This window comes from Streptomyces sp. 17_S59 (assembly GCF_056930295.1).
In genome coordinates, this window is record NZ_JBXOWD010000001.1 from 2,085,686 (window position 1) to 2,110,770 (window position 25,085).

The 25,085-nt window shown below is 71.5% G+C and carries 26 protein-coding genes; 10 read left to right on the forward strand and 16 right to left on the reverse strand.

Annotated features, from left to right (window positions below):
• Window positions 1-142: 142 nt before the first annotated feature.
• Window positions 143-787: a response regulator gene (locus AC1Z4A_RS09175; protein WP_483677382.1), complete on the reverse strand. Its 645-nt coding sequence runs from the start codon at window positions 785-787 to the stop codon at window positions 143-145.
• Window positions 775-2,004, reverse strand: coding sequence for a sensor histidine kinase (locus AC1Z4A_RS09180; RefSeq protein WP_483677383.1), 1,230 nt, complete (start codon window positions 2,002-2,004; stop codon window positions 775-777). Before AC1Z4A_RS09180 ends, AC1Z4A_RS09175 begins: the two co-directional genes overlap by 13 nt.
• Window positions 2,005-2,192: 188 nt before the next feature.
• Between AC1Z4A_RS09180 and AC1Z4A_RS09185 the strand changes: the two genes are divergently transcribed.
• Both AC1Z4A_RS09185 and AC1Z4A_RS09190 read left to right on the forward strand, forming a co-directional pair.
• On the forward strand, window positions 2,193-2,612 hold the full coding sequence (locus AC1Z4A_RS09185; protein ID WP_483677384.1) for a hypothetical protein: 420 nt from the start codon (window positions 2,193-2,195) through the stop codon (window positions 2,610-2,612).
• Window positions 2,613-2,684: 72 nt separating this feature from the next.
• Window positions 2,685-3,299 carry a Uma2 family endonuclease gene (locus AC1Z4A_RS09190; protein WP_483677385.1) on the forward strand — a complete coding sequence of 205 codons (615 nt, stop codon included), beginning with the start codon at window positions 2,685-2,687 and terminating at the stop codon, window positions 3,297-3,299.
• 81 nt (window positions 3,300-3,380) lie between these two features.
• Here AC1Z4A_RS09190 and AC1Z4A_RS09195 read toward each other — a convergent pair whose 3' ends face one another.
• On the reverse strand, window positions 3,381-4,763 hold the full coding sequence (locus AC1Z4A_RS09195) for a glycine--tRNA ligase (protein WP_483677386.1): 1,383 nt from the start codon (window positions 4,761-4,763) through the stop codon (window positions 3,381-3,383).
• Window positions 4,764-4,916: 153 nt separating this feature from the next.
• Between AC1Z4A_RS09195 and AC1Z4A_RS09200 the strand changes: the two genes are divergently transcribed.
• The 4 genes from AC1Z4A_RS09200 to AC1Z4A_RS09215 all read left to right on the forward strand — a co-directional run bounded on the left by AC1Z4A_RS09200 (window position 4,917) and on the right by AC1Z4A_RS09215 (window position 8,149).
• The gene (locus AC1Z4A_RS09200) at window positions 4,917-5,894 is read left to right on the forward strand and encodes a metal ABC transporter substrate-binding protein (protein WP_483677387.1); all 978 of its coding nucleotides are present in this window, start codon (window positions 4,917-4,919) and stop codon (window positions 5,892-5,894) included.
• 38 nt (window positions 5,895-5,932) lie between these two features.
• Complete coding sequence (locus AC1Z4A_RS09205) at window positions 5,933-6,736, forward strand: metal ABC transporter ATP-binding protein (RefSeq protein WP_483677388.1); 804 nt, start codon at window positions 5,933-5,935, stop codon at window positions 6,734-6,736.
• Complete coding sequence (locus AC1Z4A_RS09210) at window positions 6,736-7,626, forward strand: metal ABC transporter permease (RefSeq protein ID WP_483677389.1); 891 nt, start codon at window positions 6,736-6,738, stop codon at window positions 7,624-7,626. Before AC1Z4A_RS09205 ends, AC1Z4A_RS09210 begins: the two co-directional genes overlap by 1 nt.
• Window positions 7,627-7,738: 112 nt before the next feature.
• Window positions 7,739-8,149 (forward strand): Fur family transcriptional regulator, encoded by a 411-nt coding sequence (locus AC1Z4A_RS09215; RefSeq protein ID WP_483677390.1) that lies wholly within the window; start codon window positions 7,739-7,741, stop codon window positions 8,147-8,149.
• A gap of 72 nt (window positions 8,150-8,221) precedes the next feature.
• On the opposite strand, the gene AC1Z4A_RS09220 is transcribed toward AC1Z4A_RS09215, so the two are convergent.
• The 5 genes from AC1Z4A_RS09220 to leuA form a co-directional block, all read right to left on the reverse strand.
• Window positions 8,222-8,761 (reverse strand): YcxB family protein, encoded by a 540-nt coding sequence (locus tag AC1Z4A_RS09220; protein ID WP_483677391.1) that lies wholly within the window; start codon window positions 8,759-8,761, stop codon window positions 8,222-8,224.
• Window positions 8,754-9,590, reverse strand: a complete 837-nt coding sequence (locus AC1Z4A_RS09225) for an isoprenyl transferase (RefSeq protein ID WP_483677392.1) — start codon at window positions 9,588-9,590, stop codon at window positions 8,754-8,756. The genes AC1Z4A_RS09220 and AC1Z4A_RS09225 overlap by 8 nt, the downstream gene beginning before the upstream one ends.
• 31 nt (window positions 9,591-9,621) lie before the next feature.
• Window positions 9,622-10,368 (reverse strand): DNA repair protein RecO, encoded by a 747-nt coding sequence (recO, locus tag AC1Z4A_RS09230; protein WP_483677393.1) that lies wholly within the window; start codon window positions 10,366-10,368, stop codon window positions 9,622-9,624.
• Window positions 10,369-10,616: 248 nt separating this feature from the next.
• Window positions 10,617-11,348 carry a tellurite resistance TerB family protein gene (locus AC1Z4A_RS09235; RefSeq protein WP_483677394.1) on the reverse strand — a complete coding sequence of 244 codons (732 nt, stop codon included), beginning with the start codon at window positions 11,346-11,348 and terminating at the stop codon, window positions 10,617-10,619.
• Between the two features lie 207 nt (window positions 11,349-11,555).
• Entirely contained in the window at window positions 11,556-13,325 is a 1,770-nt protein-coding gene (gene leuA, locus AC1Z4A_RS09240) for a 2-isopropylmalate synthase (RefSeq protein WP_483677395.1), read from the reverse strand.
• A gap of 292 nt (window positions 13,326-13,617) precedes the next feature.
• Between leuA and AC1Z4A_RS09245 the strand changes: the two genes are divergently transcribed.
• A complete protein-coding gene (locus tag AC1Z4A_RS09245) occupies window positions 13,618-14,682 on the forward strand; it encodes a M4 family metallopeptidase (protein WP_483677396.1) in 1,065 nt (354 codons plus the stop codon).
• Window positions 14,683-14,752: 70 nt separating this feature from the next.
• Window positions 14,753-15,022 carry a protealysin inhibitor emfourin gene (locus tag AC1Z4A_RS09250; RefSeq protein WP_483677397.1) on the forward strand — a complete coding sequence of 90 codons (270 nt, stop codon included), beginning with the start codon at window positions 14,753-14,755 and terminating at the stop codon, window positions 15,020-15,022.
• Between the two features lie 8 nt (window positions 15,023-15,030).
• Here the strand turns inward: AC1Z4A_RS09250 and era are convergent, their stop codons facing one another.
• The 3 genes from era to AC1Z4A_RS09265 are packed head-to-tail and all read right to left on the reverse strand — an operon-like array spanning window position 15,031 to window position 17,321.
• Entirely contained in the window at window positions 15,031-15,972 is a 942-nt protein-coding gene (gene era / locus AC1Z4A_RS09255) for a GTPase Era (RefSeq protein WP_483677398.1), read from the reverse strand.
• Between the two features lie 56 nt (window positions 15,973-16,028).
• On the reverse strand, window positions 16,029-16,376 hold the full coding sequence (locus AC1Z4A_RS09260; RefSeq protein WP_483677399.1) for a cytidine deaminase: 348 nt from the start codon (window positions 16,374-16,376) through the stop codon (window positions 16,029-16,031).
• A gap of 33 nt (window positions 16,377-16,409) precedes the next feature.
• The gene (locus AC1Z4A_RS09265; RefSeq protein WP_483677400.1) at window positions 16,410-17,321 is read right to left on the reverse strand and encodes a helix-turn-helix transcriptional regulator; all 912 of its coding nucleotides are present in this window, start codon (window positions 17,319-17,321) and stop codon (window positions 16,410-16,412) included.
• A 46-nt stretch (window positions 17,322-17,367) separates the two neighbouring features.
• On the opposite strand from AC1Z4A_RS09265, the gene AC1Z4A_RS09270 reads away from it, so the two are divergent.
• Window positions 17,368-18,816: an MFS transporter gene (locus AC1Z4A_RS09270; RefSeq protein WP_483677401.1), complete on the forward strand. Its 1,449-nt coding sequence runs from the start codon at window positions 17,368-17,370 to the stop codon at window positions 18,814-18,816.
• Between the two features lie 208 nt (window positions 18,817-19,024).
• Here AC1Z4A_RS09270 and AC1Z4A_RS09275 read toward each other — a convergent pair whose 3' ends face one another.
• The 5 genes from AC1Z4A_RS09275 to AC1Z4A_RS09295 form a co-directional block, all read right to left on the reverse strand.
• Window positions 19,025-19,423 (reverse strand): DoxX family protein, encoded by a 399-nt coding sequence (locus AC1Z4A_RS09275; RefSeq protein ID WP_483677402.1) that lies wholly within the window; start codon window positions 19,421-19,423, stop codon window positions 19,025-19,027.
• Window positions 19,424-19,526: 103 nt separating this feature from the next.
• A complete protein-coding gene (locus AC1Z4A_RS09280; RefSeq protein ID WP_483677403.1) occupies window positions 19,527-20,831 on the reverse strand; it encodes a hemolysin family protein in 1,305 nt (434 codons plus the stop codon).
• Window positions 20,828-21,325 carry an rRNA maturation RNase YbeY gene (gene ybeY / locus AC1Z4A_RS09285; protein WP_483677404.1) on the reverse strand — a complete coding sequence of 166 codons (498 nt, stop codon included), beginning with the start codon at window positions 21,323-21,325 and terminating at the stop codon, window positions 20,828-20,830. The genes AC1Z4A_RS09280 and ybeY overlap by 4 nt, the downstream gene beginning before the upstream one ends.
• A 12-nt stretch (window positions 21,326-21,337) precedes the next feature.
• Window positions 21,338-22,342: a PhoH family protein gene (locus tag AC1Z4A_RS09290; protein WP_483677405.1), complete on the reverse strand. Its 1,005-nt coding sequence runs from the start codon at window positions 22,340-22,342 to the stop codon at window positions 21,338-21,340.
• 168 nt (window positions 22,343-22,510) lie between these two features.
• On the reverse strand, window positions 22,511-23,644 hold the full coding sequence (locus AC1Z4A_RS09295) for a carbohydrate kinase family protein (RefSeq protein ID WP_483677406.1): 1,134 nt from the start codon (window positions 23,642-23,644) through the stop codon (window positions 22,511-22,513).
• Window positions 23,645-23,722: 78 nt separating this feature from the next.
• On the opposite strand from AC1Z4A_RS09295, the gene AC1Z4A_RS09300 reads away from it, so the two are divergent.
• Window positions 23,723-25,060 (forward strand): 6-phospho-beta-glucosidase, encoded by a 1,338-nt coding sequence (locus AC1Z4A_RS09300; RefSeq protein ID WP_483677407.1) that lies wholly within the window; start codon window positions 23,723-23,725, stop codon window positions 25,058-25,060.
• Window positions 25,061-25,085: the final 25 nt, after the last annotated feature.

The following is a 25,085-nucleotide window of genomic DNA, read 5'->3' on the forward strand; positions in this document are numbered from 1 at the left end:
CCCTTCCCGAAACTGGGGGCAAGCCCCCAGCCCCCCCGGGCCCCTCGCGCTGCGCGCGGGGGCGAAGTTCGGGGGCTCCGCCCCCGGACCCCCGCTCCTCAAACGCCGGAGGGGCTGCATTTGCCCCCGGAACGGGGGAAAGTCACCCCACCCCCAGAAACCTCAGCACCGCCAGTACCCTCCGGTGGTCCGCGTCGGCCTTCGGCAGGTCCAGCTTGGCCAGGATGCTGTTGATGTGCTTCGCCACCGCACTCTCGCTGATCACCAGCTGCTCCGCGATGCCCGCGTTCGACCGGCCCTCCGCCATCGACGCCAGCACCTCCCGCTCGCGCGGCGTCAGCCGGTCCAGGGGGTCGCTGTGGCGGCGGACCAGCAGCTGGGAGACCACCTGCGGGTCCAGCGCCGTGCCGCCCGCCGCCACGCGCCGCAGGGCCTCGATGAACTCCTCGACGTCCGCGACCCGTTGCTTGAGCAGATAGCCGAAGCCCGCCGTGTCACCGGTCAGCAGATCGGTGGCGTACCGCTCCTCCACGTACTGGGAGAGCAGCAGCACCGCCGTCTCCGGCCACCGCGCCCGTACCTCGAGCGCGGCCCGCACCCCCTCGTCCGTGAAGCCCGGCGGCATCCGGACGTCGAGCACGGCGAGGTCCGGCCGGTGCAGCTCCATCGCGGCCAGCAGGGACTCCGCGTCCCCGGTCTCCGCGACCACCTCGAATCCGGCCGCCTCCAGGACCCTCACCAGGCCCACTCTGAGCAGGACGGAATCCTCGGCGATCACAGCGCGCACGGCAGCTCCACGGTCACTACGGTCGGGCCCCCCACGGGGCTGCTGATCGAAAATGTGCCGTCGACCGACGCGACCCGCTTGGCCAGCCCCGCCAGCCCCGTGCCGCCCGAAGGGTCGGCTCCGCCCACGCCGTCGTCGGAGACGACGACGAGCAGTATGCCCCCGGAGCGTTCGACCGTGACATCCACCCCCGACGCCTGCGCGTGCTTGACCACGTTGGCCAGCGCCTCGGAGACGACGAAGTAGGCCACCGCCTCGATCGTCGGGGCCGGCCGCGCGGGCAGGTCCACCTTCACCCGCACGGGCAGCGGGGCCCGCTCCGCGATGCCGGACAGCGCCGCGTCCAGGCCGCGGTCCTCCAGGACGGCGGGGTGCAGGCCGCGCACGAGGTTGCTCAGCTCCTCGATCGCGTCCTTCGCCTCGCGGTGCGCCTCGTCGATGACCTTGCGCGCGTCCTCCGGCAGGTCCGGCAGCGTCGCCTTCGCCAGGCCCAGGTTGACCGCCAGCGAGACCAGCCGCTGCTGGGCGCCGTCGTGCAGGTCCCGCTCGATCCGCCGCCGCTCGGCGTCCGTCGCGGCCACGACCTCCGAGCGACGCTCCGTCAGGTCCTCGACGCGGCGGGCGAGTTGCTCGGCGCGGCTGAGTCCGAGCCGGTGCACCGCAAGCCGGGTGTCGAGCCGCGCCAGCGCGCCGGACAGCCAGGCCGCCCCGTACAGCCCGGCGATGCCGCCCGCGGTGACGTACGCGGCCTGGGTGGTGTAGCCGAAGACATCGAGGCGCGTCTCCGGCGGTACCGCCCAGATCCACACGTAGACGGTGGCGGCCACCGCGGCCGCCGCCCACAGCAGCAGCACGCACGCCCCGGCCAGCCCCAGCAGCGGCCCCAGTACCAGGTGGTAGCGCACCTGCCGCCAGGCCGTCTCCGAGCGCAGCCACGGCAGCACTCCCCCGGCCGCCTCCGGCGCCGGTATCTCCACCCCGAGCCGGGTCCGGAACCGCGCCCGCTGCGCGGCGCTCAGCACGGGAGCGGCGGCCGCCAGGGCCGCCAGCGGCACGATCAGGGCCGCCAGCACGCTCAGCGCCTGCGTCGGCCCGCCCGGCAGCCAGGGCACTGCCACAACGAGGAGCGCGACGAGCTGGAGCAGCACGCCGACGGAGAGGAAGGCAGTGGCACGGCCGGCCCCGTCAAAGGGGCGCAGGAAACTGGAAGAACGCATGCGAGAACGGTAAAACGCCTGGTCGGCGCTGGTCCATGGCGCTGCTGCCCGCTCCGGGGTGACACCAGTGCCACCCCCAGGACGGACAGCCGCGCTACCGACAACGGGCGCCCGGCGGGGGAGGCTGGGAAGCAGCGGAAACACCGTCCCCCGCCCTCCGTACGAGACCCGAGAAGGAGCCCGGCGCCATGGCCGTCCTCGAACTCCCCTGCCGTTCCGAGCGCTTCGCCACGGCGCCCGAACGGCGCCGCCGCCTGCTGGGGCGCGGTCTGGTGGCGTGCGGGGTGGCCCTGCTCCCCTGGCTGGTCTGCCTGGCCAACGGCCTGCCGGCCACGTCGCAGCCCAACGCCTGGATCGGCCTGGACGCGCTGGAGGCCGGCGCCCTGATCGCGACGGGCCTGCTCACCGCCCGGAACGACCCCCGCCGCGCCCCGGCCGCCCTGGTCACGGCGACGCTGCTGGTCGTGGACACGTGGTTCGACGTGATGACGGCAGCCCCCGGCACCGACTTCGGCTCGGCCCTCGCCATGGCCCTGGCGGCGGAGCTGCCCCTGGCGATGGTGTGCGCGGGGGTGGCGTTGCGGGGCGGATCGGGCGGGGAGGGCTGAAGCGGGGGGGTGGTTGTCAGTGGGGGTCGCTACGGTGTGTGTCGAATCGCTCACCGAGCAAGGAGGTGCATCATGGCAGTCATGGTGGAGACCCCGCGAGAAGCGTTCCAGCCGATAAATGACGACGAGCCGAAGACCGAGTTCGAACAACTCTGCCACGACCTGAAGCAGGCCAACGAGGACCTGCCCATCGGCTACAAGGCGGAAATCATCGGGGGGAACATCGTCATGTCGCCGTGGTCCAAGGGTCGGTACCTCTCGATCCTCAACTCGCTGCGGCACCAGCTGGACCCCCACGTCCCGTCGGGCCACGACGCCATGACGACCCCGAATCTGTACGTCTTCCCACAGCAGGAGCGAGGCTACGGCCCGGACCTGCACGTCGCGGACACAGAAGCCATCTGCATCGACGACATCCTGCTACCCGGCTCGGCGCTGTCCCTGGTGGCCGAGCAGACGTCACCCTCGACGAGGACCAGGGACCTCACCGACAAGGTGAAGGTCTACGGCCTGGGCGAGGTGCCCGTATACGTCCTGATCGACATGAAGAAGGCCACGGTCACCGTCTACCACGACCCGGCCCCGGACGAGGGCTACCGGGCACACACCCAGGTCAAGTTCGGCGACAAGGTCCGTATCCCCGCCCCCTTCGACTTCGAACTCGACACCGAGGGCTGGAAGGCCTGAGCCCGAGCGCACGAACGCCGGGGGCCCGGCACCGCGTGAAACGGTGCCGGGCCCCCGGCGTTCAAGCAGGTCGGGCAGCCGTCAGCAGCCGATGAGGCGCGAGGCCAGGTACCCCTCGATCTGGTCGAGAGACACCCGCTCCTGCTTCATCGTGTCGCGCTCGCGCACCGTGACCGCGTTGTCGTCCAGCGTGTCGAAGTCGACCGTGACGCAGAACGGCGTGCCGATCTCGTCCTGGCGGCGGTAGCGGCGGCCGATGGCGCCGGCGTCGTCGAACTCGATGTTCCAGTGCTTGCGCAGGTCCGCCGCCAGGCCCTTGGCCTTCGGGGACAGCTCCGGGTTGCGGGAGAGCGGCAGGACGGCGACCTTCACCGGGGACAGGCGCGGGTCGAGGCGCAGCACCGTGCGCTTCTCCAGCTTGCCCTTGGCGTTGGGGGCCTCGTCCTCGACGTAGGCGTCGAGCAGGAAGGCGAGCATGGCACGGCCGACACCGGCCGCCGGCTCGATGACGTACGGGGTCCAGCGCTCGCCGGCCTCCTGGTCGAAGAACGACAGGTCCTGGCCGGAGGCCTTGGAGTGCGCGCCGAGGTCGTAGTCGGTACGGTTGGCGACGCCCTCCAGCTCGCCCCACTCGTTGCCGCCGAACTGGAAGCGGTACTCGATGTCAGCGGTGCGCTTGGAGTAGTGGGAGAGCTTCTCCTTCGGGTGCTCGTACCACCGCATGTTCTCCTCGCGCATGCCGAGACCGGTGTACCAGTTCCAGCGCTGCTCCATCCAGTACTCCTGCCACTGCTCGTCCTCGCCCGGCTTGACGAAGAACTCCATCTCCATCTGCTCGAACTCGCGGGTGCGGAAGATGAAGTTGCCCGGCGTGATCTCGTTGCGGAAGGACTTGCCCATCTGGGCGATGCCGAACGGCGGCTTCTTCCGGGAGGTCTGCTGGACCTGGGCGAAGTTGGTGAAGATGCCCTGGGCGGTCTCGGGGCGCAGGTAGGCGACCGAGCCGGTGTCCTGGGTCGGGCCGAGGTGGGTGGAGAGCAGGCCGGAGAACTGCTTGGGCTCGGTGAACTGACCCTTGTTGCCGCAGTTGGGGCAGTTGACCTCGGCGAGGCCGTTCTCGGGCAGGCGGCCGTGCTTGGCCTCGTACGCCTCCTCCAGGTGGTCCGCGCGGAAGCGCTTGTGGCAGGAGGTGCACTCGGTCAGCGGGTCGGTGAAGGTCGCGACGTGACCGGAGGCCACCCACACCTCGGAGGCCAGGATCACCGACGAGTCGATGCCGACGACGTCCTCGCGCGAGGTGACCATGTAGCGCCACCACTGGCGCTTGAGGTTCTCCTTGAGCTCCACGCCGAGCGGTCCGTAATCCCAGGCGGCACGCTGTCCGCCGTAGATCTCACTGCACGGATAGACGAAGCCACGGCGCTTGCTCAGGCTGACGATGGTGTCGATCTTGTCGGCGGCCACGGTGCTCTCTTCATTGCGACGACGAACAGCGAATGATTCAGGTTACCGGCGCTGCCGCCCTCCTCACCAAATCGGCTCTGGCCTTGGCTTGACTCCAACCTCGGACCGCAGCTTTGTTGACAATCGTTTCCATCTTTGTTGAAAATGAGTGTCATGAACGTACGACCGATCCGCTCCCGCCGAATACGCACCGCCGCCGTCGCCGTGGCCGCCGCGCTCGGTCTGGCGACGCTCTCCGCCTGCTCCTCGGACACGGGCACGGGCCGCGACAAGGACGGGAAACTGCAGGTCGTGGCGTCGTTCTACCCCCTGGAATTCCTGGCGGAGGAGATCGGCGGCGAGCACGTCAGCGTGAAGGGCCTGACCAAGCCCGGCGTCGAGCCGCACGACCTGGAGCTGAGCCCGAGGCAGACCGGGTCCCTCGCCAAGGCCGGGGCGGTCGTCTACCTCAAGGGTCTCCAACCGGCCGTCGACGAGGCCGTCAAACAGTCCGGAAACAAGCACGCCGTCGACGCGGCCTCGCTCACCGCGCTCGAGAAGCACGGCACCGAGGTGGACGGCCACCACCACACCACCGGTGACAACGACTCCCACTCCGAGCACGAAGAGGGCGCCGACCCCCACATCTGGCTCGACCCCGTGAAGTACGCCGAGGTCGCCAAGGGTGTCGCCAAGACCCTCGCCGAGGCCGACCCGGAGCACGAGGCCGACTTCCGGAAGAACGCCGACGCGCTGGTCGCGAAGCTCGGTGCACTGAACACCAGGTTCGCCGAGGGCCTGAAGAACCGCGCCTCGGACACCTTCATCACCACCCACGCCGCCTTCGGCTACCTCGCCGAGCGCTACGGGCTGACCGAGGAGGCCATCAGCGGCCTCGACCCGGAGTCCGAGCCCAGCGCCGCCCGGGTCAAGGAGCTGCACAGGCTCGCCGAGGACCACCACGTCGGCACGGTCTTCTTCGAGACCCTCGCCAGCCCGAAGACGGCGCAGACCCTGGCCAAGGACCTCGGCCTGAAGACGGACGTCCTGGACCCGCTGGAGGGCATCACGGACGATTCGAAGGGCCGTGACTACTTCGAGGTCATGGAGTCCAACCTCGCCGCCCTGCAGAAGGCGCTCGGCACCAAGTGACCACAGCGAGCGCGATGAGCGCCTTGAAGGAGGTAGCCATGGAGCAGCCCGCCATATCCGAGCGGCCCCCCATATCGGAGCAGCCCGTCATAGCCCTGCGCGGGGCCACGGCCTCGCTGGGCTCGCGGCCCGTGCTGCGCGGAGTCGATCTCACCGTGCGGAGCGGCGAGGTCGTCGCCCTGCTCGGCGCCAACGGCTCCGGCAAGTCCACGGCCGTCCGGACCGTCGTCGGCCAGGTCCCGCTCACCGGCGGCGAGCTGGAGCTGTTCGGCACCCCGCAGCGCCGCTTCCGGGACTGGGCCCGCGTCGGCTACGTGCCGCAGCGCACCACCGCCGCCAGCGGGGTGCCCGCGACCGTGCGCGAGGTCGTCTCCGCCGGCCGGCTGGCCCGTACGAAGCTGGGGCCGACCCGGAAGGCCGACCGCGAGGCCGTGCACCGCGCCCTGGAGCTGGTCGGCATGGCCGACCGGCTGAAGGACTCCGTGAACGCCCTCTCCGGCGGCCAGCACCAGCGGGTGCTGATCGCCCGCGCCCTGGCCGGCGAACCCGAACTGCTGATCATGGACGAGCCGATGGCCGGCGTGGACCTCGGCAGCCAGGAAGTCCTGGCGAACGCCCTGCGCGAGCAGGTCGCCCGGGGCGCCACGGTCCTGCTCGTGCTGCACGAACTGGGCCCGCTGGAGCCGCTCATCGACCGGGCGGTGGTGCTCCGCGACGGCTGCGTCGTCCACGACGGCGCCCCGCCGAAGGCCGTGGGCCAGCACGCCCTGCCCGGCCACGACCATGTGCACCCGCACGCCGACCCGTCCGCGGAACCGATCAGAACGGGGCTGCTGAGCTGATGGACATCCTCGAACTCGCCTTCATGCAGCGGGCGCTGCTCGCCGCCCTCCTCGTCGGCGTCACCGCCCCCGCGATCGGCATCTACCTCGTGCAGCGCCGCCAGGCGCTGATGGGCGACGGCATCGGCCACGTCGCCCTCACCGGCGTGGGCCTGGGCTTCCTGCTCAACACCAGCCCCGTGTGGGTGGCCACCGCCGTGTGTGTGCTCGGCGCGGTGGTCATGGAGCTGATCCGCTCCTACGGCAAGGCACGCGGTGACATCGCGCTCGCCATGCTGTTCTACGGCGGCATGGCCGGCGGCGTGATGCTGATGAGCCTCTCCCCCAGCGGCTCCAGCGCCAACCTCACGACCTACCTCTTCGGGTCCATCACCACCGTCTCCGAGCAGGACATCGTCGCGATCTGCCTGCTGGCGGCCTTCGTGATCCTCACGACCGTCGGCCTGCGCAGGCAGCTGTTCGCGGTCTGCCAGGACGAGGAGTTCGCCCGGGTCACCGGGCTGCCGGTGCGGCTGCTGAACCTGCTGGTGGCGGTCACCGCCGCGGTGACGGTCACGGTGGCCATGCGCGTGGTCGGCCTGCTGCTGGTCAGCGCCCTGATGGTGATCCCCGTGGCCGCCTCGCAGCAGATCGCCCGCAGCTTTGCGACGACCTTCGCGATGGCGGTCGCGGTGGGCGTGCTCGTGACCCTTTCGGGCACCGTCACCTCGTACTACGTGGACGTGCCCTCCGGGGCGACGATCGTCCTGATGGCCATCGGCGTCTTCATCGCCCTCACCGCGCTGGCCACACCGCTGGCCAGGAAACGGGCGAACAGGGCGGCCGCGGCCGAGCGCTGCACGCTCGACGCGGAGGGCCCCGGCGCCCCGGCCGACGACGTCCGCGTCTGAGCGGCCGGATCCGTTCCGCCGGTTCGACTGATTGCCGGGCGCGGCTGCCGGGCCTGGCACAATTGGGCTGGCAAGACGTGCAGAGGCGTTCAGCGAGCTTGAGGAGGCAACTGTGGCGACCGCCGGTCCCCCGGTACGCGGCCGAGCCACCAAGCAGCGGGCCGCGGTCGCGGCCGCGCTCGACGAGGTGGACGAGTTCCGCAGCGCACAGGAGCTGCACGACATGCTCAGGCACCGCGGCGCCTCGGTGGGCCTGACCACCGTGTACCGCACCCTCCAGTCCCTCGCGGACGCCGGAGAGGTCGACGTCCTGCGCACCAGCGAGGGCGAGGCGGTCTACCGCCGCTGCTCCAGCGGGCACCACCACCACCTGGTCTGCCGGATGTGCGGCAAGGCCGTCGAGGTCGAGGGTCCGGCGGTGGAGAAGTGGGCCGACACCATCGCGGAGGAGCACGGCTTCGTGGACGTGGCCCACACGGTCGAGATCTTCGGCACGTGCGGGGAGTGTGCGGCGAAGCGGTGACCGTGCCCGGTCCATAACGTGAATCGCCCCGGACACCCTTCGGTGTCCGGGGCGATTCGTGTAGTACGTGCGTCAGGCGCGGGGCAGCCGCATGTCGAGCAGCGCCCGGAGGCGGTCCGCGTCGCCGGGGGTGGCGAGTCCCCGCTTGGGCAGGACGGTCAGGCACCGCTTGTCCGCGCTCAGCAGGACGAAGAGCTTCTCCCGCTCCAGGTAGCAGCTGAACTGCGGCCATGCCTGGGTGGTGGCCGTCTGCGCCCCCGTGCAGGAGACGGCGTCGGCGCTCAGCGTCACCCGCCGTGGGCCGTGCTGCCGCAGGCGCCCACGCGCCAGGTAGGCCTGGAGGCCCAGCACCTGGAAGGCGGCGAACACGATGAGGAAGACGGCCGGCCCCCAGTCCTTGGGGGCGACCCCGCCGAGACCGTCCCGGGCGATGGCGAGGGTCAGCCCCCACGCATTCATCACCAGCGCGGCCACGAGGACCCAGTTGAGGACGCGCGCCCTGCGCACCGCGCGGCCCCGGGCGACGAGCGCGGCCCGGAGGTCCGCGACCGTCAGGTCGAACTCGAGCATGACCCCGTCCGCCACCGGCGGCGCCGTCGGGGCCTCACTCACCGGCCGCCGGCTCCTTCCCGAGCTGCTCCTCGTTGGGGATCGCACCGCCGAAGCGGCGGTCGCGCTGGGCGTACGCCAGGCAGGCGCGCCACAGGTCGCGGCGGTCGAAGTCGGGCCACAGGACGTCCTGGAAGACCATCTCGGCGTAGGCGCTCTGCCAGATCAGGTAGTTGGACGTGCGCTGCTCGCCGGACGGGCGGAGGAAGAGGTCCACGTCCGGCATGTCCGGGTAGTAGAGGTACTTCGCGAAGGTCTTCTCCGTGACCTTCGACGGGTCGAGCCGGCCCGCCTTCACATCGGCCGCCAGCGCCTGCGCCGCGTCCGCGATCTCGGCGCGGCCGCCGTAGTTCATGCAGAAGTACAGCGTGAGCCGGTCGTTGTCCTTGGTCTGCTCCTGGGCGATCTGCAGCTCCTTGGCCACCGACTTCCACAGCTTGGGCATCCGGCCGACCCAGCGCACCCGGATGCCCAGCGCGTCGAGCTGGTCGCGGGTCTTGCGGATGAAGTCGCGGTTGAAGTTCATCAGGAAGCGCACCTCGTCGGGCGAGCGCCGCCAGTTCTCGGTGGAGAAGGCGTAGAGCGAGATGCTCCCGACGCCCATCTCGACGGCGCCCTGGAGCACGTCCAGCACGCGCTCGGCGCCGACCTTGTGCCCCTCGGTGCGGGGCAGGCCGCGCTCCTTGGCCCAGCGGCCGTTGCCGTCCATGACGATCGCCACGTGCCCGGGCACCAACTCGCCGGGGATCTTCGGCGGCCGCGCGCCGGAGGGGTGCGGGTCGGGGGTGCGGTACTCGCGTCGGGGACGGCCCAGAAACCCGCGTACAGCCATGGGTGCCACTTCTCCTTGATCCCTGTTTCGCTTACTTCTCGACGTACCGGAGCGAGCGGAGGCCGCGCTCCAGGTGCCAGTGCAGATAGGCCGCGACGAGTCCGCTGCCCTCCCGGACGTACCGGGCCTCGCAGGCGTCCGCCGCGGCCCAGTCGCCCGTCAGCAGCGCGCCCAGCAGCTCGATCGACTCCGAGGAGGGTACGACGCTTCCGGGTACCCGGCACTCCCCGCAGACCACGCCGCCCGCGGCGGCCGAGAAGAACCGGTTCGGTCCGGGCATTCCGCACTTCGCGCAGGCGCCGAAGCTGGGTGCGTAGCCGTTGACGGCGAGGGAGCGCAGCAGGAACGCGTCGAGGATGAGGTGCGGGGCGTGCTCGCCCGCGGCGAGCGTCCGCAGGCCCCCGACGAGCAGCAGGTACTGCTGCACGGCGGGCTCGCCCTCGTGGTCGGTGAACCGCTCGGCGGTCTCCAGCATGGCGGTGCCGGCGGTGTAGCGGGCGTAGTCGGTGACGATGCCGCCGCCGTACGGGGCGATGGTCTCGCTCTGGGTGCAGAGCGGGAGCCCGCGCCCGACCAGCTCGCTGCCGCGGGCGAAGAACTGCACGTCGACGTGCGAGAACGGCTCGAGGCGGGCGCCGAATTTCGACTTGGTCCGGCGGACGCCGCGGGCGACGGCGCGGACGCGGCCGTGGCTGCGGGTGAGGAGGGTGATGATGCGGTCCGCTTCGCCCAGCTTTTGGGTGCGCAGCACGATGCCGTCGTCGCGGAACAGACTCATGGGGTCATTGTCCCGTACGGCGGAACGTGGCTCGGCCCTGCGGGGCTTTCCCCACCCCGCCCCTTCCCGAAACTGGGGCTGCGCCCCAGACCCCGGACCGCGCGGCGCGCGGCGGAGCCGCAAATCAAGCGCGGCCTCAAACGCCGGACGGGCTGAATTTTCAGCCCGTCCGGCGTTTGAGGCCGCGCGGCGGAGCCGCACATCGATACAGCCGGGAAGGGGCGGGGTGGGGAATGCGCGCAGGCCCCCTACGACGGCGTTCGCGCCGCCGCCAGGAGGCGGTCCGTGTCCTCGGGGCAGATCAGGAGCGCCCGGCCCACCGTCGCAAGAACTTCCCGCTCCGCCGGCCGGTACGGCCCGTCCGCAAGGGCGATCCGCGCCCCCTGCAGCAGGATCGACTCCCGCCCCGCCGGAGCAAGGTGCGGAGCCAGCGGCTCCAGCGCCTCGTGCAGCTCGATGGCCAGCGCCGTGCCGCACGGGTCGAAGCCGTCCCGCCCGGCCCCGCCCGGCGGCGGGGCGGAGGCATATCGCCCGGGCAGCCGCCCCGTGTCCGCGGCGAGCGCCTCGATCAGCGTGACCAGCTGCTCCTCGCTGCAGTCCGCGAAGCCCGCCGCCCGCACCGCCCCGACCGCGGCGCGCCGCACCGTACGGGCCTCCGTGCCGCCCGCGGCCAGCACCGCCAGGGCCACCGTGTGCACGGCGTCGCGGAGCATCGCGGAGAAGCGGGTGGTGGTGGGGTGGTCGAGGACGTCCATGGCGTAGCGGCCACGGCAGGCCGTGCACTCCACGATCGGCCCGACCGGCCCGCGCGGCAGCAGCGGCACCCCGAACGCGACAAGGCGGCGGCGCCCCGTACGGCGGTGGTAGTTGCGGTCGCCACCGCAGCCGGGGCAGAAGAACTCGCCGTCACCGACGGTGCGCCATACGGTGCGTACGCCCACCACACACCGGTCCGGGCTGTGTCGGCCTTGCGCGTCCATCACGGCGCACCTCCATAACGCCACGGCCTCGTCGCCGCGTTGACGTGATGTTAGCCACATCCGTGATGTGGCGTCAGTACCTCCGGCCCGGAGTCCGGGCGGCTGCTGGCCGTAGGCGCCACCGAGCCCACCGGATGCGGTGTTTTCGGTGGCGCCGCGTTGACAGGGCCCGCCGGGAGGGCGGGCCCGTCAGTCCGGTCGGTCCCGTCAGCTCCGGTATGCCCGGTTCACCGCGGAGACCACTGCCTTGATCGACGCCCGGGTGGTGTTGGCGTCGATGCCGATGCCCCAGAGCACCTTGCCGTCGATCACGCACTCGATGTACGAGGCCGCCTGTGCGCTCGCGCCCTCGCTCATCGTGTGCTCGGAGTAGTCCAGCAGCCGCGCGTCCACTCCTACCCCGGCGAGCGCGTCGAAGAACGCCGAGATCGGGCCGTTTCCGGAACCGGTCAGCACCGTGTCCGCGCCGTCCAGCACGGCGTCGACGGTGAGCGCGTCCCGGCCCTCGCTGGTCGTCGTGGTGTGGGCGCCGCGCAGGGCGATGCGGCCCCAGGCGTTGTCGGGGGTGGGCAGGTACTCGTCCCGGAAGACGGACCAGATCTCCTGCGGGGTGACCTCGCCGCCCTCCGCGTCGGTCTTCATCTGGATGATCTTCGAGAACTCGATCTGCATCCGGCGCGGCAGGTCCAGCTTGTGGTCGTTCTTCAGGACGTAGGCGATGCCGCCCTTGCCGGACTGGGAGTTGACGCGGATGACCGCCTCGTACGAGCGGCCGACGTCCTTCGGGTCGATGGGCAGGTAGGGCACCGCCCACTCGATGTCGTCCACGGTCTTCCCGGCGGCGGCCGCGTCGGCCGCCATCGCCTCGAAGCCCTTCTTGATGGCGTCCTGGTGGGAGCCGGAGAAGGCGGTGTAGACCAGGTCGCCCGCGTAGGGGTGGCGCGGGTGGACCTCCATCTGGTTGCAGTACTCGGCGGTCCGGCGGATCTCGTCGATCTCCGAGAAGTCGATCTGCGGGTCGACGCCCTGGGAGAAGAGGTTCATGCCCAGGGTGACCAGGTCGACGTTGCCCGTGCGCTCGCCCTGGCCGAACAGGCAGCCCTCGATCCGGTCGGCGCCCGCCATGATGGCCAGCTCGGCGGCCGCGACGGCGGTGCCCCGGTCGTTGTGCGGGTGGACCGACAGGCAGATGTGCTCGCGGCGGGAGAGGTTCCGCGACATCCACTCGAAGCGGTCGGCGTGGGTGGAGGGCGTGGACCGCTCCACGGTGGCCGGCAGGTTCAGGATGATCTCGCGGCCGGCCTCGGGCTGCCAGACGTCCATGACGCCCTCGCAGACCTCCAGCGCGAAGTCCAGCTCGGTGTCGGTGAAGATCTCCGGGCTGTACTGGTAGCCGAAGACCGTCTCGTCGCCGAGGATCTTGTCGGCGTACTCCATCACCAGCCGGGTGCCGTCGACCGCGATCTGCTTGACCTGCTCGCGCGAGCCCCGGAAGACGACCCGGCGGAACACCGGGGCGGTGGCGTTGTAGAGGTGGACCGTGGCGCGGCGGGCGCCGCGCAGGGAGCTGACGGTCCGCTCGATCAGCTCTTCGCGGGCCTGGGTGAGGACGGAGATCGTCACGTCCTCGGGGATGGCGCCCTCCTCGATGATCGACCGTACGAACTCGTAGTCCGTGGCCCCGGAGGAGGGGAAGCCGACCTCGATCTCCTTGTAGCCCATGCTCACCAGCAGGTCGAACATCTCGCGCTTGCGGGCGGGCGACATGGGGTCGATCAGCGCCTGGTTGCCGTCCCGCAGGTCGGTCGACAGCCAGCGGGGGGCCTTGGTGATGCGGTGGTCCGGCCAGGTCCGGTCGGGGATGTCCACGGCCTCGTACGGGCGGTACTTGTGCACCGGCATCCCGGACGGCCGCTGGGTGACGGTGGCCGCGGTAACGGGCGTGGGGCGACCGACGGATTCGGAAATCTCGGGCATCTGCGGAGGGCTCCTCGGGGTATCCGCTCGGGAGGGCCGACGGGGCTGATCACGAGAAGGTGACCGCAACACCGAACTCCGCGGGGAGGGGGTCGGCCTATCGACTACAGGCCCTCGCCGCGGCAGCTAAGGAGAAGCAGCACGTCACGCATGGTGCACAGCACACTAGCCGAGACGGGAGAAAAGTGAACCCGCGGTCCACTATGCGGGACGCGCGGAATGCGGCCACTCGATTGCGGGAATCCCGGTCGCAGGCAGTGACTTTCCCGTCAGCCGGTGCCAGATTGCCGCCATGAACCCCACCGAGAGCACTCTTTTCCGCGGCATCGTGCCGCCGCACCTGCTCGACCGGCTGGCCCAGTCCGAGGATCCCCGGCACCACGAGCCCGCCCGCCGCACGCTCGAGCACGACGGTGTCCTCCGCACCCGCCGCCGCATCGCCGCATCGCGTACCACGGTGGACTCCTCGGCCGCGGGCGCGGCCCTCTCCGACAAGCCGCAGCGCACCATCTTCGACGCGGGCCACGTGGAGGCCACCCCGGGCCGCAAGGTGCACGGCGAGGGCGACGCGCCCTCCAAGGACGCCACGGTCAACCGCGCCAACGCCGGGCTCGGCGCCACCTTCGACCTCTACCTCAAGGTCTACGGCCGGCACTCCATCGACAACGCCGGAATGCCGCTGAACGCCACCGTCCACTACGGCCGGGGCTACGACAACGCCTTCTGGGACGGCGAGCAGATGGTCTTCGGGGACGGCGACGGCGACCTGTTCGTCGACTTCACCGTCTCCGTGGACGTCATCGGCCACGAGCTGACCCACGGCGTGACCCAGCACACGGCCAACCTGGAGTACTACGGCCAGTCCGGCGCGCTCAACGAGTCCCTCTCGGACGTCTTCGGCTCGCTGATCAAGCAGTACTCCCTGGGCCAGACCGCCGACCAGGCCGACTGGCTGATCGGCGCGGGGCTGCTGGGCCCCGACGTCACCGGCCAGGCGCTGCGCTCCATGAAGGCGCCGGGCACCGCCTACGACGACGACAAGCTCGGCAAGGACCCCCAGCCCGCCACCATGGACCACTTCGTGCGCACCAACCGCGACAACGGCGGTGTGCACATCAACTCCGGCATCCCCAACCACGCCTTCTACCTGCTGGCGACGGCCCTCGGCGGGCACGCCTGGGAGCGCGCGGGGAACATCTGGTACGCCGCGCTGACCGGCGGGCAGCTGGCCCAGGACGCCGACTTCGCGGCCTTCGCCCGGCTGACGGCGGCCACGGCCCGCACGCTGTACGGCGAGGGGGACGCGGTCCAGGCCGTGCTCAAGGCGTGGAGCCAGGTGGGCGTCCCCGCGGCATAGGGCCGGACGGCCCCGGAAGCGGGCCCTGCGGACCGGGAATGATCGCGAGCCATGGGGTAGGGATGACGGCATGCGTATCGTCATCACCCGAACCGGCGGTTTCGCGGGCATCGAGCGCCGGGCCGAGCTGGACACCGAAGGCCGGCCCGACGCGACGCACCTGGAAGCCCTCGCCCACCGCGCCCTCGCCCCTGGCCGCGACATGACAGCGGCCAGGGGTGTGCCGGACGGCTTCCGCTACGAGATCAACGTGGACGGCCGCTCGGTCCACCTGGCCGACCCGCATCTCACCCAGGAGCAGCGCGAGCTGATCAGGACGGTGCTGAAGGAGGGAGCCTGAGTGAGAGGCTAGAAGCCCAGCTTCCGCAGCTGCTTGGGATCCCGCTGCCAGTCCTTGGCGACCTTCACGTGCAGGTCGAGGTAGACCGGCGTGCCCAGCAGCGCCTCGATGTGCTTGCGGGACTTCATGCCGACCTCCTTCAGGCGCGCGCCCTTGGGGCCGATGATGATGCCCTTCTGGCTGGGGCGCTCGATGTAGACGTTGGCGTGGATGTCCAGCATCGGCTTGTCCTTGGGCCGGTCCTCGCGCGGCAGCATCTCCTCCACGACGACCGCGATGGAGTGCGGCAGCTCGTCCCGCACGCCCTCCAGGGCCGCCTCGCGGATCAGCTCGGCGACCATGACCTGCTCGGGCTCGTCGGTGAGGTCGCCCTCGGGGTAGAGCGGCGGGCTCTCCGGCAGCAGCGGCACCAGCAGGTCGGCGAGGAGCGACACCTGCTTGTCGCCGACGGCCGAGACCGGGATGATCTCCCGCCACTCGATGCCGAGGTCCTGCCCCATCTTCTGGATGGCGATCAGCTGCTCGGCGAGCGTCTTGGAGTCCACCAGGTCGGTCTTGGTGACGATCGCCACCTTCGGGGTCTTCTTGATCCCCGCCAGCTCGCCCGCGATGAAGCGGTCGCCGGGGCCGATCTTCTGGTCGGCGGGCAGGCAGAAGCCGATCACGTCGACCTCGGCCCAGGTGGTCCGCACGACGTCGTTGAGCCGCTCGCCGAGCAGGGTGCGCGGCTTGTGCAGACCGGGGGTGTCCACGAGGACGAGCTGGGCGTCCGGGCGGTGCACGATGCCGCGCACGGTGTGCCGGGTGGTCTGCGGGCGGTTGGAGGTGATCGCGACCTTCGTCCCCACCAGTGCGTTGGTCAGGGTCGACTTGCCCGCGTTGGGGCGGCCGACGAAGCACGCGAAGCCCGCGCGGTGGGGGGCCTGGGAAGGGGAGGAAGCTCTATCCATGTCTCACATTCTCCCCGATCCCCCGAACAGCGCCGACCAGCGCCCGTGCCCCGGGCTCAGCCCGCGGTGACGATCGCGCCCGGGGTGCCGTCCGGGCCCGCGAGCAGCACCGGGGTGTCCGGGCCGCCGAGGTCCCGCACGGCCGCGCGGTCCTCGTCGGGCACGGCCTGCGCCCCGGACACCACGGCGGCCGCCTCCAGGGACTTCGCGCCGCTGGCCACCGCCATGGCCACGGCCGTCCGCAGGGCGCTCAGCCGCAGCGAGTCGAGGGCGACGGTCCCGGCGACGTAGGTGCGTCCCGTCTCGTCGCGGACGGCGGCGCCCTCGGCGACGGCGTTGCGGGCACGCGTGGCCCGGGCCAGGGTGATCAGCTTGCGGTCTTCGGGATCCAGCGTCTCCGTCATACCCGGAGCATAGGGGCGGCACATGGCGGGCTCTTATCCGGCCACCGGGTACAGGGCTCCCCGGCGGCCCTGCGAGAGGAGCCGCTCCACCTTCGCGGCGGTCTCGGTCTCTGCCACGGGGTTGTGCATCACGATCGTCAGGTCGGGGCGGGCCGGCACGCGCAGCTGGGTGCTCTCGAAGAGCAGCTCGCCGACGAGCGGGTGGTGCATGGCCTTGCGCACCAGGCCCGCGGGCCGCACATCGCCGCGCGCCCACAGCTCGGCGAACTCCGGGCTCTCCGCGGACACCTCCGCCACGACCTCCTGGAAGCCCTCGTCGTCGGGGCGCTCCGAGCAGGCCGCGCGGTACGAGGCGACGACGTGCGGGGCGTTCTGCTCCCAGTTCGCGGCGCGCGAGCGGTAGACGGGGTCGGTGAAGAAGTCGATCAGGCAGTTCTGCCGGGTCTCCTGGCGGAAGCCGAAGACCGCGCCGGCCGCGTCGTTGTAGGCGACCATGTTCCAGTACGGGTCCATGATGTGCGCGGGGTAGGGCATCCAGCCGTCGATCAGCCGGTGCAGCCCGTCGCACAGGTACTCCGGGTCGTCCGCGGACTCGGGCTGCGGCGGGTTCAGCCCGGCCAGCACGTACAGGTGGCGGCGCTCGGGCCCGTCCAGCCGGAGCACGCGGGCCACGGCGTCGAGCACCTGCGGGGAGACGGTGATGTCCCGCCCCTGTTCCAGCCACTGGTACCAGGAGGCGCCCACCCCGGCGAGCACCGCGACCTCCTCGCGGCGCAGGCCCGGGGTGCGGCGGCGGGCCCCGCCGTCCGGCAGCCCGGCCTCGGCCGGGCTCACCCGGGCCCGACGGCTCATCAGGAAGTCGCGCAGCTCGTGGCGGCGGCGCGGCTTGACGCTCGGCTCTCTCAACTCTCTCCCCCTGCCTCCTGGTGGTGCGACCACCACCATAAGCACTCTCTCCCCACGGGCATTCCGGGAGCCGGAGAGTGCTTGCATGGCGATCGACACCCCCGTCCGGGCGGAACCCGGAACCCCGACCCCCGTCATGTCCACCCGTGCGAAGCTCATCCTGATGGTGCTGTGCGCCGCGCAGTTCATCGTCGCGCTCGACTTCTCCATCCTGAACGTGGCACTGCCGGTCCTCGGCGACGACCTCGGCATGAGCCAGGCCGACCTCCAGTGGGCGGTCACGGCGTTCGCCCTGCCGTCGGGCGGCTTCCTGCTGTTCTTCGGCCGGACGGCCGACCTGTACGGGCGCCGCAAGCTCTTCCTCGCCGGGCTGGCGCTGTTCACCGTGGCCTCCGTGCTCGCCACGCTCGCCTGGGACCCGGCCTCCTTCCTGGCCGGGCGGGCGCTCCAGGGCCTGGGTGCGGCGGCCATCGTGCCGACGGGCATGTCCCTGCTGACCACGACCTTCGCCGAGGGCCCGCAGCGCGAGCGGGCGCTGGGCATCAGCGGCACGCTGATGTCGCTGGGCTTCACCATCGGCATGGTGCTGGGCGGGGTGATGACGGACTCGCTGGGCTGGCGCTCCACGGTGGGGCTGCTCGCGGTGGCCGGCGCGGGCGTGCTGCTGGCGGCGCCCCGGCTGCTGACCGAGTCCCGGGACGACCGGCGGCCGAAGCTCGACGTGCCGGGTGCGGTGACGGTGACGGGCGGTCTGCTGGCACTGATCTACGCGCTGTCGACCGCGGCCCAGCGCGGCTTCGGCGGCACGGACGTCATCGTCACGCTGGTCGCCGGGGTGGCCCTGCTCGTGGCCTTCGTGGTCGTCGAGTCACGGGCCGCGGAGCCGCTGGTGTCCCTGTCGATGCTGCGGCGGCGGACGGTGGCCTGGGGAAACCTGGCCGGCCTCACCACGTTCGCGACGATGACCGCGGTCGTCTTCCTGCTCACGCTGTACCTCCAGGAGGTGCTGGCGCTGTCCGCCGCGCTGACGGGCCTGTTCTTCGGCGTGATGGGCGCGCTGGCGGTCCTCGCCGGGGTGACGGCACCCAAGGTCATCGCCCGCTTCGGGGCGGTGCGCACGCTGGTGGGCGGGTTGCTGGTGCAGGCCGTCTTCACGGCGGGGCTGCTGGGCATCGGCGTCTCCTCCGGAGCGTGGCTGGCGCTGGTCGCGGTGTCCCTGGGCTGTGTGGGGCACCTGTGGGCGATCGTGGCGTACGGGGTGACGGCGACGTCCGGGCTGGCGGACACCGAGCAGGGCCTGGCGACGGGCCTGGTGACCAGCTCGCAGCAGATGGGGCTGACGGTGGGGATTCCGCTGCTGAGTGCGGTGTCGTCGGCGCGGGTGGCTGCGCTGACGGAGGACGGCGAGGGCTTCGCGTCGGCGACGCTCGGCGGCATCAAGCTGGCGCTGGGGGCGGACACGGTGCTGGTGGCGGTGGTGGCGATCCTGGCGGGCCTGGGCCTGCGCGGTGCCGGTGCACGCCGGGGTCGTTGACTTTCCCCACCCCGCCCCTTCCCGCTGTATCCGATATGCGGCTCCGCCGCAGGGCGGGGGCTCTGCCCCCGGACCCCCGGTCCTCAAACTCCCCCAGCTACCTCCCCCAGCTACCGCTGGGGGTGCCCCCAGGAGGTGCCCCCGGACGGGCTGAAATTCAGCCCGTCCGGCGTTTGAGGACTTTCGGGAAGGGGCGGGGTGGGGAAAGTCAACGACCCCCGTCCGCCGCCGCGATCAGCAGGCCGCCGAAGATCGACAGATTCTTGAAGAAACCGATCTTCTGCTGCATCCGCTTGCCCGGCTCGTCCTCCTCCCAGAACGCATGCCCCGCCAGCGTCGTCGGCACCAGGCTCCCCGCCAGCGCCAGCGCCGACAGCCGCGGCAGGATTCCCGCCGCCAGCAGCGCGCCCGCGCCGACGTGGACCGCCGCGTTCACGCGCACCAGCGCGACCGCGTCCCGGGGCAGCCCCGGGACCGTGTCCGCGATGGCGAGCCCCACGCGCTCGGCCATCGGCGCGAGTACCTCGGGGTGCTGGAGGGCCTGCAGCCCGCTCGTCACGAAGGCCGAGGCCAGCAGGGGGCGGGCGATCTTTCTGAGGAGAACCACTCGGGAGCCCTCCCCGCCGCGGCCGGGCCGCAAAGCCGCGCCGGGGGCAATTCCCACGAGCGGGCTAGGCCAGGGCTGGGCCAGGGCCAGGCCACGGCTACGGCTACGCCGCGTTCACGTCCCGCACCGGCTCCACCAGCACCGTCACAATCCGGTTCCGCCGCCCCGCCGCCGCCTCGGCCGTCAGCCGCAGGCCCGTCAGGGTCGGGTCCTTGCGCGGCTCGGAGAGCGGGACCTCCGCCGTCGCGCCCGCGATGGGCACCCGGCCCAGGGACTTGGCCAGCAGGCCGCCCACCGTCTCGACGTCCTCGTCGTCGAACTCCGCCAGGCCGTACAGCTCGCCCAGGTCGCCGATGTCGAGGCGGGCCGTGACCCGGTAGCGGTCCTCGCCCAGCGGCTCGACGGGCGGCAGCTCCCGGTCGTACTCGTCGGTGATCTCGCCGACGATCTCCTCGAGGATGTCCTCGATGGTGACGATGCCAGCCGTGCCGCCGTACTCGTCGATGACGACCGCGCAGTGATTGCGCTGCTGCTGCATCTCGCGCAGCAGGTCGCCCGCGTTCTTGGTGTCCGGGACGAAGACCGCGGGGCGCATGGCCGTGGAGACCAGCTCGGTCTCCGCGTCACGGCTGATGTGGGTCTTGCGGGCGAGGTCCTTGAGGTAGACCATGCCGACGATGTCGTCCTCGTTCTCGCCGGTCACCGGGATGCGGGAGAAGCCCGAGCGCAGGGCCAGGGTCAGGGCCTGGCGGATGGTCTTGCCGCGCTCGATGACGACCAGGTCGGTGCGCGGCACCATGACCTCGCGGACGAGCGTGTCGCCCAGCTGGAAGACCGAGTGCACCATGCGGCGCTCCTCGTCCTCGATCAGGGACTCCTTCTCGGCCAGGTCGACCATGGCCCGCAGCTCCGCCTCGGAGGCGAACGGGCCCATGCGGAAGCCCTTGCCGGGGGTGAGGGCGTTGCCGATGAGGATCAGCAGCCGGGGCACCGGGCCCATGATCCGGGCGAGCGGCAGCAGCACATAGGCCGCCGCGGTCGCCGTGCCCAGCGGGTGCTGGCGGCCGATGGTGCGCGGGGAGACCCCGACGGCCACGTACGAGACGAGGACCATCACCGCGACGGCGACGGTCAGCGCCTGCCAGGTGGCGTCGAAGGACTCCAGGCAGACGTAGGTGACGAAGACCCCCGCCGCCATCTCGCAGGCGACGCGCACCAGCAGCGCCACATTGAGATAGCGGGTGGGGTCGGCGGCGACCGCCATCAGCCGGGCGCTGCCGCGCCGCCCCAGCCGCGCGGCCTCCTCGGCCCGGAACCGGGTGGTCCGGGCCAGGCCGGCCTCCGCGCAGGCCGCGAGCCAGGCGACGACGAGCAGCAGGACCGCCGCGGCGATCAGCCGGCCGGTCACGTGAACGTGGGGGCCGGGGAGGGGCCCTCGATGCCGCGCTCCGCGCGCCAGCCGTCGACGATCGCCGCCTGGAGGCCGAACATCTCGGCCTTCTCGCCGGGCTCCTCGTGGTCGTAGCCGAGGAGGTGCAGCACGCCGTGGACGGTCAGGAGCTGCAGCTCCTCGTCCATGGAGTGACCGGTGGGCGCCTCCTCGCCCTGCTTCTTCGCGACCTCGGGGCAGAGGACGATGTCGCCGAGGAGGCCCTGCGGCGGCTCGTCGTCGTCCTTGGCCGGCGGGCGCAGCTCGTCCATGGGGAAGGACATCACGTCGGTGGGGCCGGGGAGGTCCATCCACTGGATGTGGAGCTGCTCCATGGCTTCGGCGTCGACAACGATGACCGAGAGTTCGGAGAGGGGATGGATGCGCATCCGGGCCAGGGCGTAGCGCGCGATGTCGAGGATCGCCTGCTCGTCGACCTCGGTGCCGGATTCGTTGTTGACGTCGATTGACATGGGTTTTGCGGGTTACTTTCCGTTTTGCTTTCCGTTGCGGCTGTCGTACAGCTCGTAGGCGTCGACAATACGGCCGACGAGCTTGTGCCGGACCACGTCCTGACTGGTGAGCATGGAGAAGTGGACGTCGGGGACGCCGTCGAGGATCTCCCGCACCTGGCGCAGGCCGCTCTTGGTGCCGCCGGGCAGGTCGATCTGGGTGATGTCACCCGTGATCACGATCTTGGAGTCGAAGCCGAGCCGGGTGAGGAACATCTTCATCTGCTCGGGGTTCGTGTTCTGCGCCTCGTCGAGGATGATGAACGCGTCGTTGAGCGTCCGGCCGCGCATGTACGCCAGGGGCGCGACCTCGATCGTCCCGGCGGCCATCAGGCGCGGGATGGAGTCGGGGTCGAGCATGTCGTGCAGGGCGTCGTAGAGCGGGCGCAGATAGGGGTCGATCTTCTCGTAGAGCGTGCCGGGCAGGAAGCCGAGCCGCTCGCCCGCCTCGACGGCGGGCCTGGTCAGGATGATCCGGTTGACCTGCTTGGACTGCAGGGCCTGGACCGCCTTGGCCATGGCGAGGTAGGTCTTGCCCGTACCGGCGGGGCCGATACCGAAGACGACCGTGTGCTTGTCGATCGCGTCGACGTACCGCTTCTGATTGAGGGTCTTGGGGCGGATGGTGCGGCCGCGGCTGGAGAGGATGTTCTGGGTGAGGACCTCGGAGGGGGCCTCGACCCCGCTCTCCTCGTCCCTGAGCATGGCGATCGAGCGTTCCACCGCGTCCTCCGTCATCGGCTGTCCGGTGCGGAGCACCAGCATCATCTCGTCGAACAGCCGCTGGACGAGGGCGACTTCCCGCTCTTCCCCCGTAGCGCTGATCTCATTGCCCCGTACGAAGATGTCCGTCGACGGGAAGGCCTTCTCGATAACGCGCAGGAGCGCGTCCCCGGAACCCAGGACCGTCACCATGGGGTGCTTGGCCGGGACCGTGAAGCGGGCTGTCGCCTGCGGGCGTGTGGGTGTCTGAGTCATGGGCCGGCGCTCGGGCCTGCTCATCCCTCTTTCCGTGTCCGAAGAACCTTGACAATCCAAGGGTACGACGGTGCACCGGCAGGCCCGAGGGCTTTTTCCGGGTGCCCCCGGGCCACCCCGCCCGTCCGTCCCGCCCGCCACGGCCCGTCACCCTCCCGCACCTTCCCGCTACGGCTGCCGGAAGCCCAGCGTGGGCACCGCCCGGCGCAGCGGCCAGGGCCGGGCCGCGGCCGGCAGCACGCCGTCCAGGAAGGCGTAGCGGCGCAGCGCGGACGGCGACTGGTCGTTGAACGACTTCACGTGCTGCCACCAGGCCGCGATCTCCACCCAGCCGGGGGCGGACAGCGAGCCGCCGAACTCCTGCACGGACAGGGCGGCGGTCAGCCCCGCGAAGGCCAGCCGGTCCGCGAGCGGCCACCCCGCGAGGGTGCCGGTGACGAAGCCCGCCACGAAGACGTCCCCGGCGCCGGTGGGGTCCAGCGCCTCCACCGCGATGGCGGGCACCTCGGCGCTCTCGCCCGTGGCCCCGTCCACCGCGTACGCGCCGCGCTCGCCCATCGTGACCACGGCGACCGGCACCTTGTCCGCGAGCGCCCGGGCGGCGGCCCGCGGGCAGTCCGTGCGGGTGTAGCGCATGGCCTCCTCGGCGTTGGGCAGGAACGCCTCGCAGTGCTCCAGGTCGGCCAGGTCCGCCGGGTCCCAGCGGCCGGTCTCGTCCCAGCCCACGTCGGCGAAGACCCGGCTCCCCTTGCGGGCCGCCCTGGCGATCCACTCCTCCTGCCGCCCCGGCACCAGCAGCGCCACACAGGCCCGCGCGGCCGGCGGGCACTCCGGGGCGGGCTCCTCCGGCGGCGGGGCCTCGTGCCCGTGGGAGACCATCGTGCGCTCGCCCTCGTACGCCATCGAGACGGTGACCGGCGAGTGCCAGCCGGGCACCATGCGTGACAGGCCGAGGTCGATGCCCTCGCCGCGCGACAGGGCCTCCCAGCAGTACTCCCCGTACATGTCGTCGCCGAACGCGGCCGCGAGCGAGGTGCGCAGGCCCAGCCGGGCCAGGGCGGTCGCCATGTTGGCGATGCCGCCGGGGCTGGAGCCCATGCCCCGGGCCCAGGACTCGGTGCCGCGCACGGGGGCGGAGTCCAGGCCGGTGAAGATGATGTCGAGGAAGACGGTCCCGGTCAGGTAGACGTCCGTCACCGGGTCGTCCTCCGAACGGACTTCGGCGAGGGGATCGAGCACGGGGGCCGCCCCCTCGAAGCGCTCGCCGTGGGCACGGGCCGGCTGGTGGGAAGGGACCGTCATGCTCGCTCGTTGCTCCTCTCAGGGATGCACGGGTGCGGGTCCGGACAGTGTGCCCGATGCTGCGGTACGTTCCGGACCATGAGGCTGACGATTCTCGGCGGTGGCGGTTTCCGGGTGCCGTTGGTGCACCGGGCCCTGTTGGACGACGCCCGGCGCGACGCGCCGGGACGCTGCACCGAACTCGTGCTCTACGACACGGATTCGACGCGCCTGAAGGTGATGTCGGCGGTGCTGGAGGCGAGAGCGGCCGCGGTGCCGGGCGCGCCGTCCGTGCGCGCCACCGGCGACCTGGACGAGGCCGTGCGCGGCACGGACTTCGTCTTCTCCGCGATCCGGGTGGGCGGTACGGCCGGACGGGTGCTGGACGAGCGCATTCCGCTCGCGGAGGGGGTGTTGGGACAGGAGACCGTCGGCGCGGGCGGCGTGCTCTACGGGTTGCGCACGATCCCGGTGGCGGTGCGCATCGCGGAGCGGATCGCGGAACTCGCCCCCGAGGCCTGGGTCATCAACTTCACCAACCCCGCCGGCATGGTCACGGAGGCCATGTCGGCCGTACTGGGTGACAAGGTGATCGGCATCTGCGACTCACCCGTGGGGCTGGTCCGCCGCGCCGCGCGGGCGCTTGGCGCGGACCCGGACCGGGTCGCGTACGACTACGTGGGGCTCAACCACCTGGGCTGGCTGCGCGGGCTCTCCCTGGACGAGCGGGAGCTGCTGCCCGGGCTGCTCGCCGACACGGCGGCCCTGACCTCCTTCGAGGAGGGCAAGCTCTTCGGCGCGGAGTGGCTGCGGGCGCTGGAGGCCCTGCCCAACGAATACCTGCACTACTACTACTTCCGGCGCGAGACCCTGCGCTCCGTGCAGGAGGCGGAGCGGACGCGGGGCGAATTCCTGGACGAGCAGCAGAGCGGCTTCTTCGCGGCGGCCGCGCAGGCCGCGGCCGTGGGCCGCCCCGAGCGGGCGTACGAGCTGTGGGAGCGGGCGCGGCTGCGCCGCGAGGAGACGTACATGGCGGAGAGCCGGGCGGCCAGCGGCGGCTGGGAGCGGGACTCCTGCGACCTGGAGGGGGGCGGCTACGACCGGGTGGCGCTCGCGCTGATGCGGGCGATTGCGGGGGATGCGGGGGCAAGGCTGATCCTGAACGTCCGCAACGGCACGACCGTTTCGGCGCTCGACCCCGATGCGATCATCGAGACGGTGTGCGAGGTGGATTCGAAGGGGGCTCGGCCGTTGCCGTGTGCGCCGCTGCGGGAGGATCAGCTGGGGCTGATGCTTCAGCTGAAGGCGGTGGAGCGGGCGACGATCGACGCGGCGCTCCGCGCCCGCCCCGGCGCGGCGCTCAGGGCCATGGCCCTGCACCCGCTGGTGGACTCCCCTGCGGTGGCGGCCCGCATCCTGGCGCGGGCGGGGGTTTGATTCCCCGATCCCGCCCCTTCCCGAA

Coding starts and splice junctions, on each gene's coding strand:
- AC1Z4A_RS09180 (WP_483677383.1), bottom strand. CDS start 2,004: ATGCGTTCTTCCAGTTTCCTGCGCCCCTTTGACGGGGCCGGCCGTGCC.
- AC1Z4A_RS09185 (WP_483677384.1), top strand. CDS start 2,193: ATGGCCGTCCTCGAACTCCCCTGCCGTTCCGAGCGCTTCGCCACGGCG.
- AC1Z4A_RS09190 (WP_483677385.1), top strand. CDS start 2,685: ATGGCAGTCATGGTGGAGACCCCGCGAGAAGCGTTCCAGCCGATAAAT.
- AC1Z4A_RS09200 (WP_483677387.1), top strand. CDS start 4,917: ATGAACGTACGACCGATCCGCTCCCGCCGAATACGCACCGCCGCCGTC.
- AC1Z4A_RS09205 (WP_483677388.1), top strand. CDS start 5,933: ATGGAGCAGCCCGCCATATCCGAGCGGCCCCCCATATCGGAGCAGCCC.
- AC1Z4A_RS09210 (WP_483677389.1), top strand. CDS start 6,736: ATGGACATCCTCGAACTCGCCTTCATGCAGCGGGCGCTGCTCGCCGCC.
- AC1Z4A_RS09225 (WP_483677392.1), bottom strand. CDS start 9,590: ATGGCTGTACGCGGGTTTCTGGGCCGTCCCCGACGCGAGTACCGCACC.
- recO (WP_483677393.1), bottom strand. CDS start 10,368: ATGAGTCTGTTCCGCGACGACGGCATCGTGCTGCGCACCCAAAAGCTG.
- AC1Z4A_RS09235 (WP_483677394.1), bottom strand. CDS start 11,348: ATGGACGCGCAAGGCCGACACAGCCCGGACCGGTGTGTGGTGGGCGTA.
- leuA (WP_483677395.1), bottom strand. CDS start 13,325: ATGCCCGAGATTTCCGAATCCGTCGGTCGCCCCACGCCCGTTACCGCG.
- AC1Z4A_RS09245 (WP_483677396.1), top strand. CDS start 13,618: ATGAACCCCACCGAGAGCACTCTTTTCCGCGGCATCGTGCCGCCGCAC.
- AC1Z4A_RS09250 (WP_483677397.1), top strand. CDS start 14,753: ATGCGTATCGTCATCACCCGAACCGGCGGTTTCGCGGGCATCGAGCGC.
- era (WP_483677398.1), bottom strand. CDS start 15,972: ATGGATAGAGCTTCCTCCCCTTCCCAGGCCCCCCACCGCGCGGGCTTC.
- AC1Z4A_RS09260 (WP_483677399.1), bottom strand. CDS start 16,376: ATGACGGAGACGCTGGATCCCGAAGACCGCAAGCTGATCACCCTGGCC.
- AC1Z4A_RS09265 (WP_483677400.1), bottom strand. CDS start 17,321: ATGGTGGTGGTCGCACCACCAGGAGGCAGGGGGAGAGAGTTGAGAGAG.
- AC1Z4A_RS09270 (WP_483677401.1), top strand. CDS start 17,368: ATGGCGATCGACACCCCCGTCCGGGCGGAACCCGGAACCCCGACCCCC.
- ybeY (WP_483677404.1), bottom strand. CDS start 21,325: ATGTCAATCGACGTCAACAACGAATCCGGCACCGAGGTCGACGAGCAG.
- AC1Z4A_RS09290 (WP_483677405.1), bottom strand. CDS start 22,342: ATGACTCAGACACCCACACGCCCGCAGGCGACAGCCCGCTTCACGGTC.
- AC1Z4A_RS09295 (WP_483677406.1), bottom strand. CDS start 23,644: ATGACGGTCCCTTCCCACCAGCCGGCCCGTGCCCACGGCGAGCGCTTC.
- AC1Z4A_RS09300 (WP_483677407.1), top strand. CDS start 23,723: ATGAGGCTGACGATTCTCGGCGGTGGCGGTTTCCGGGTGCCGTTGGTG.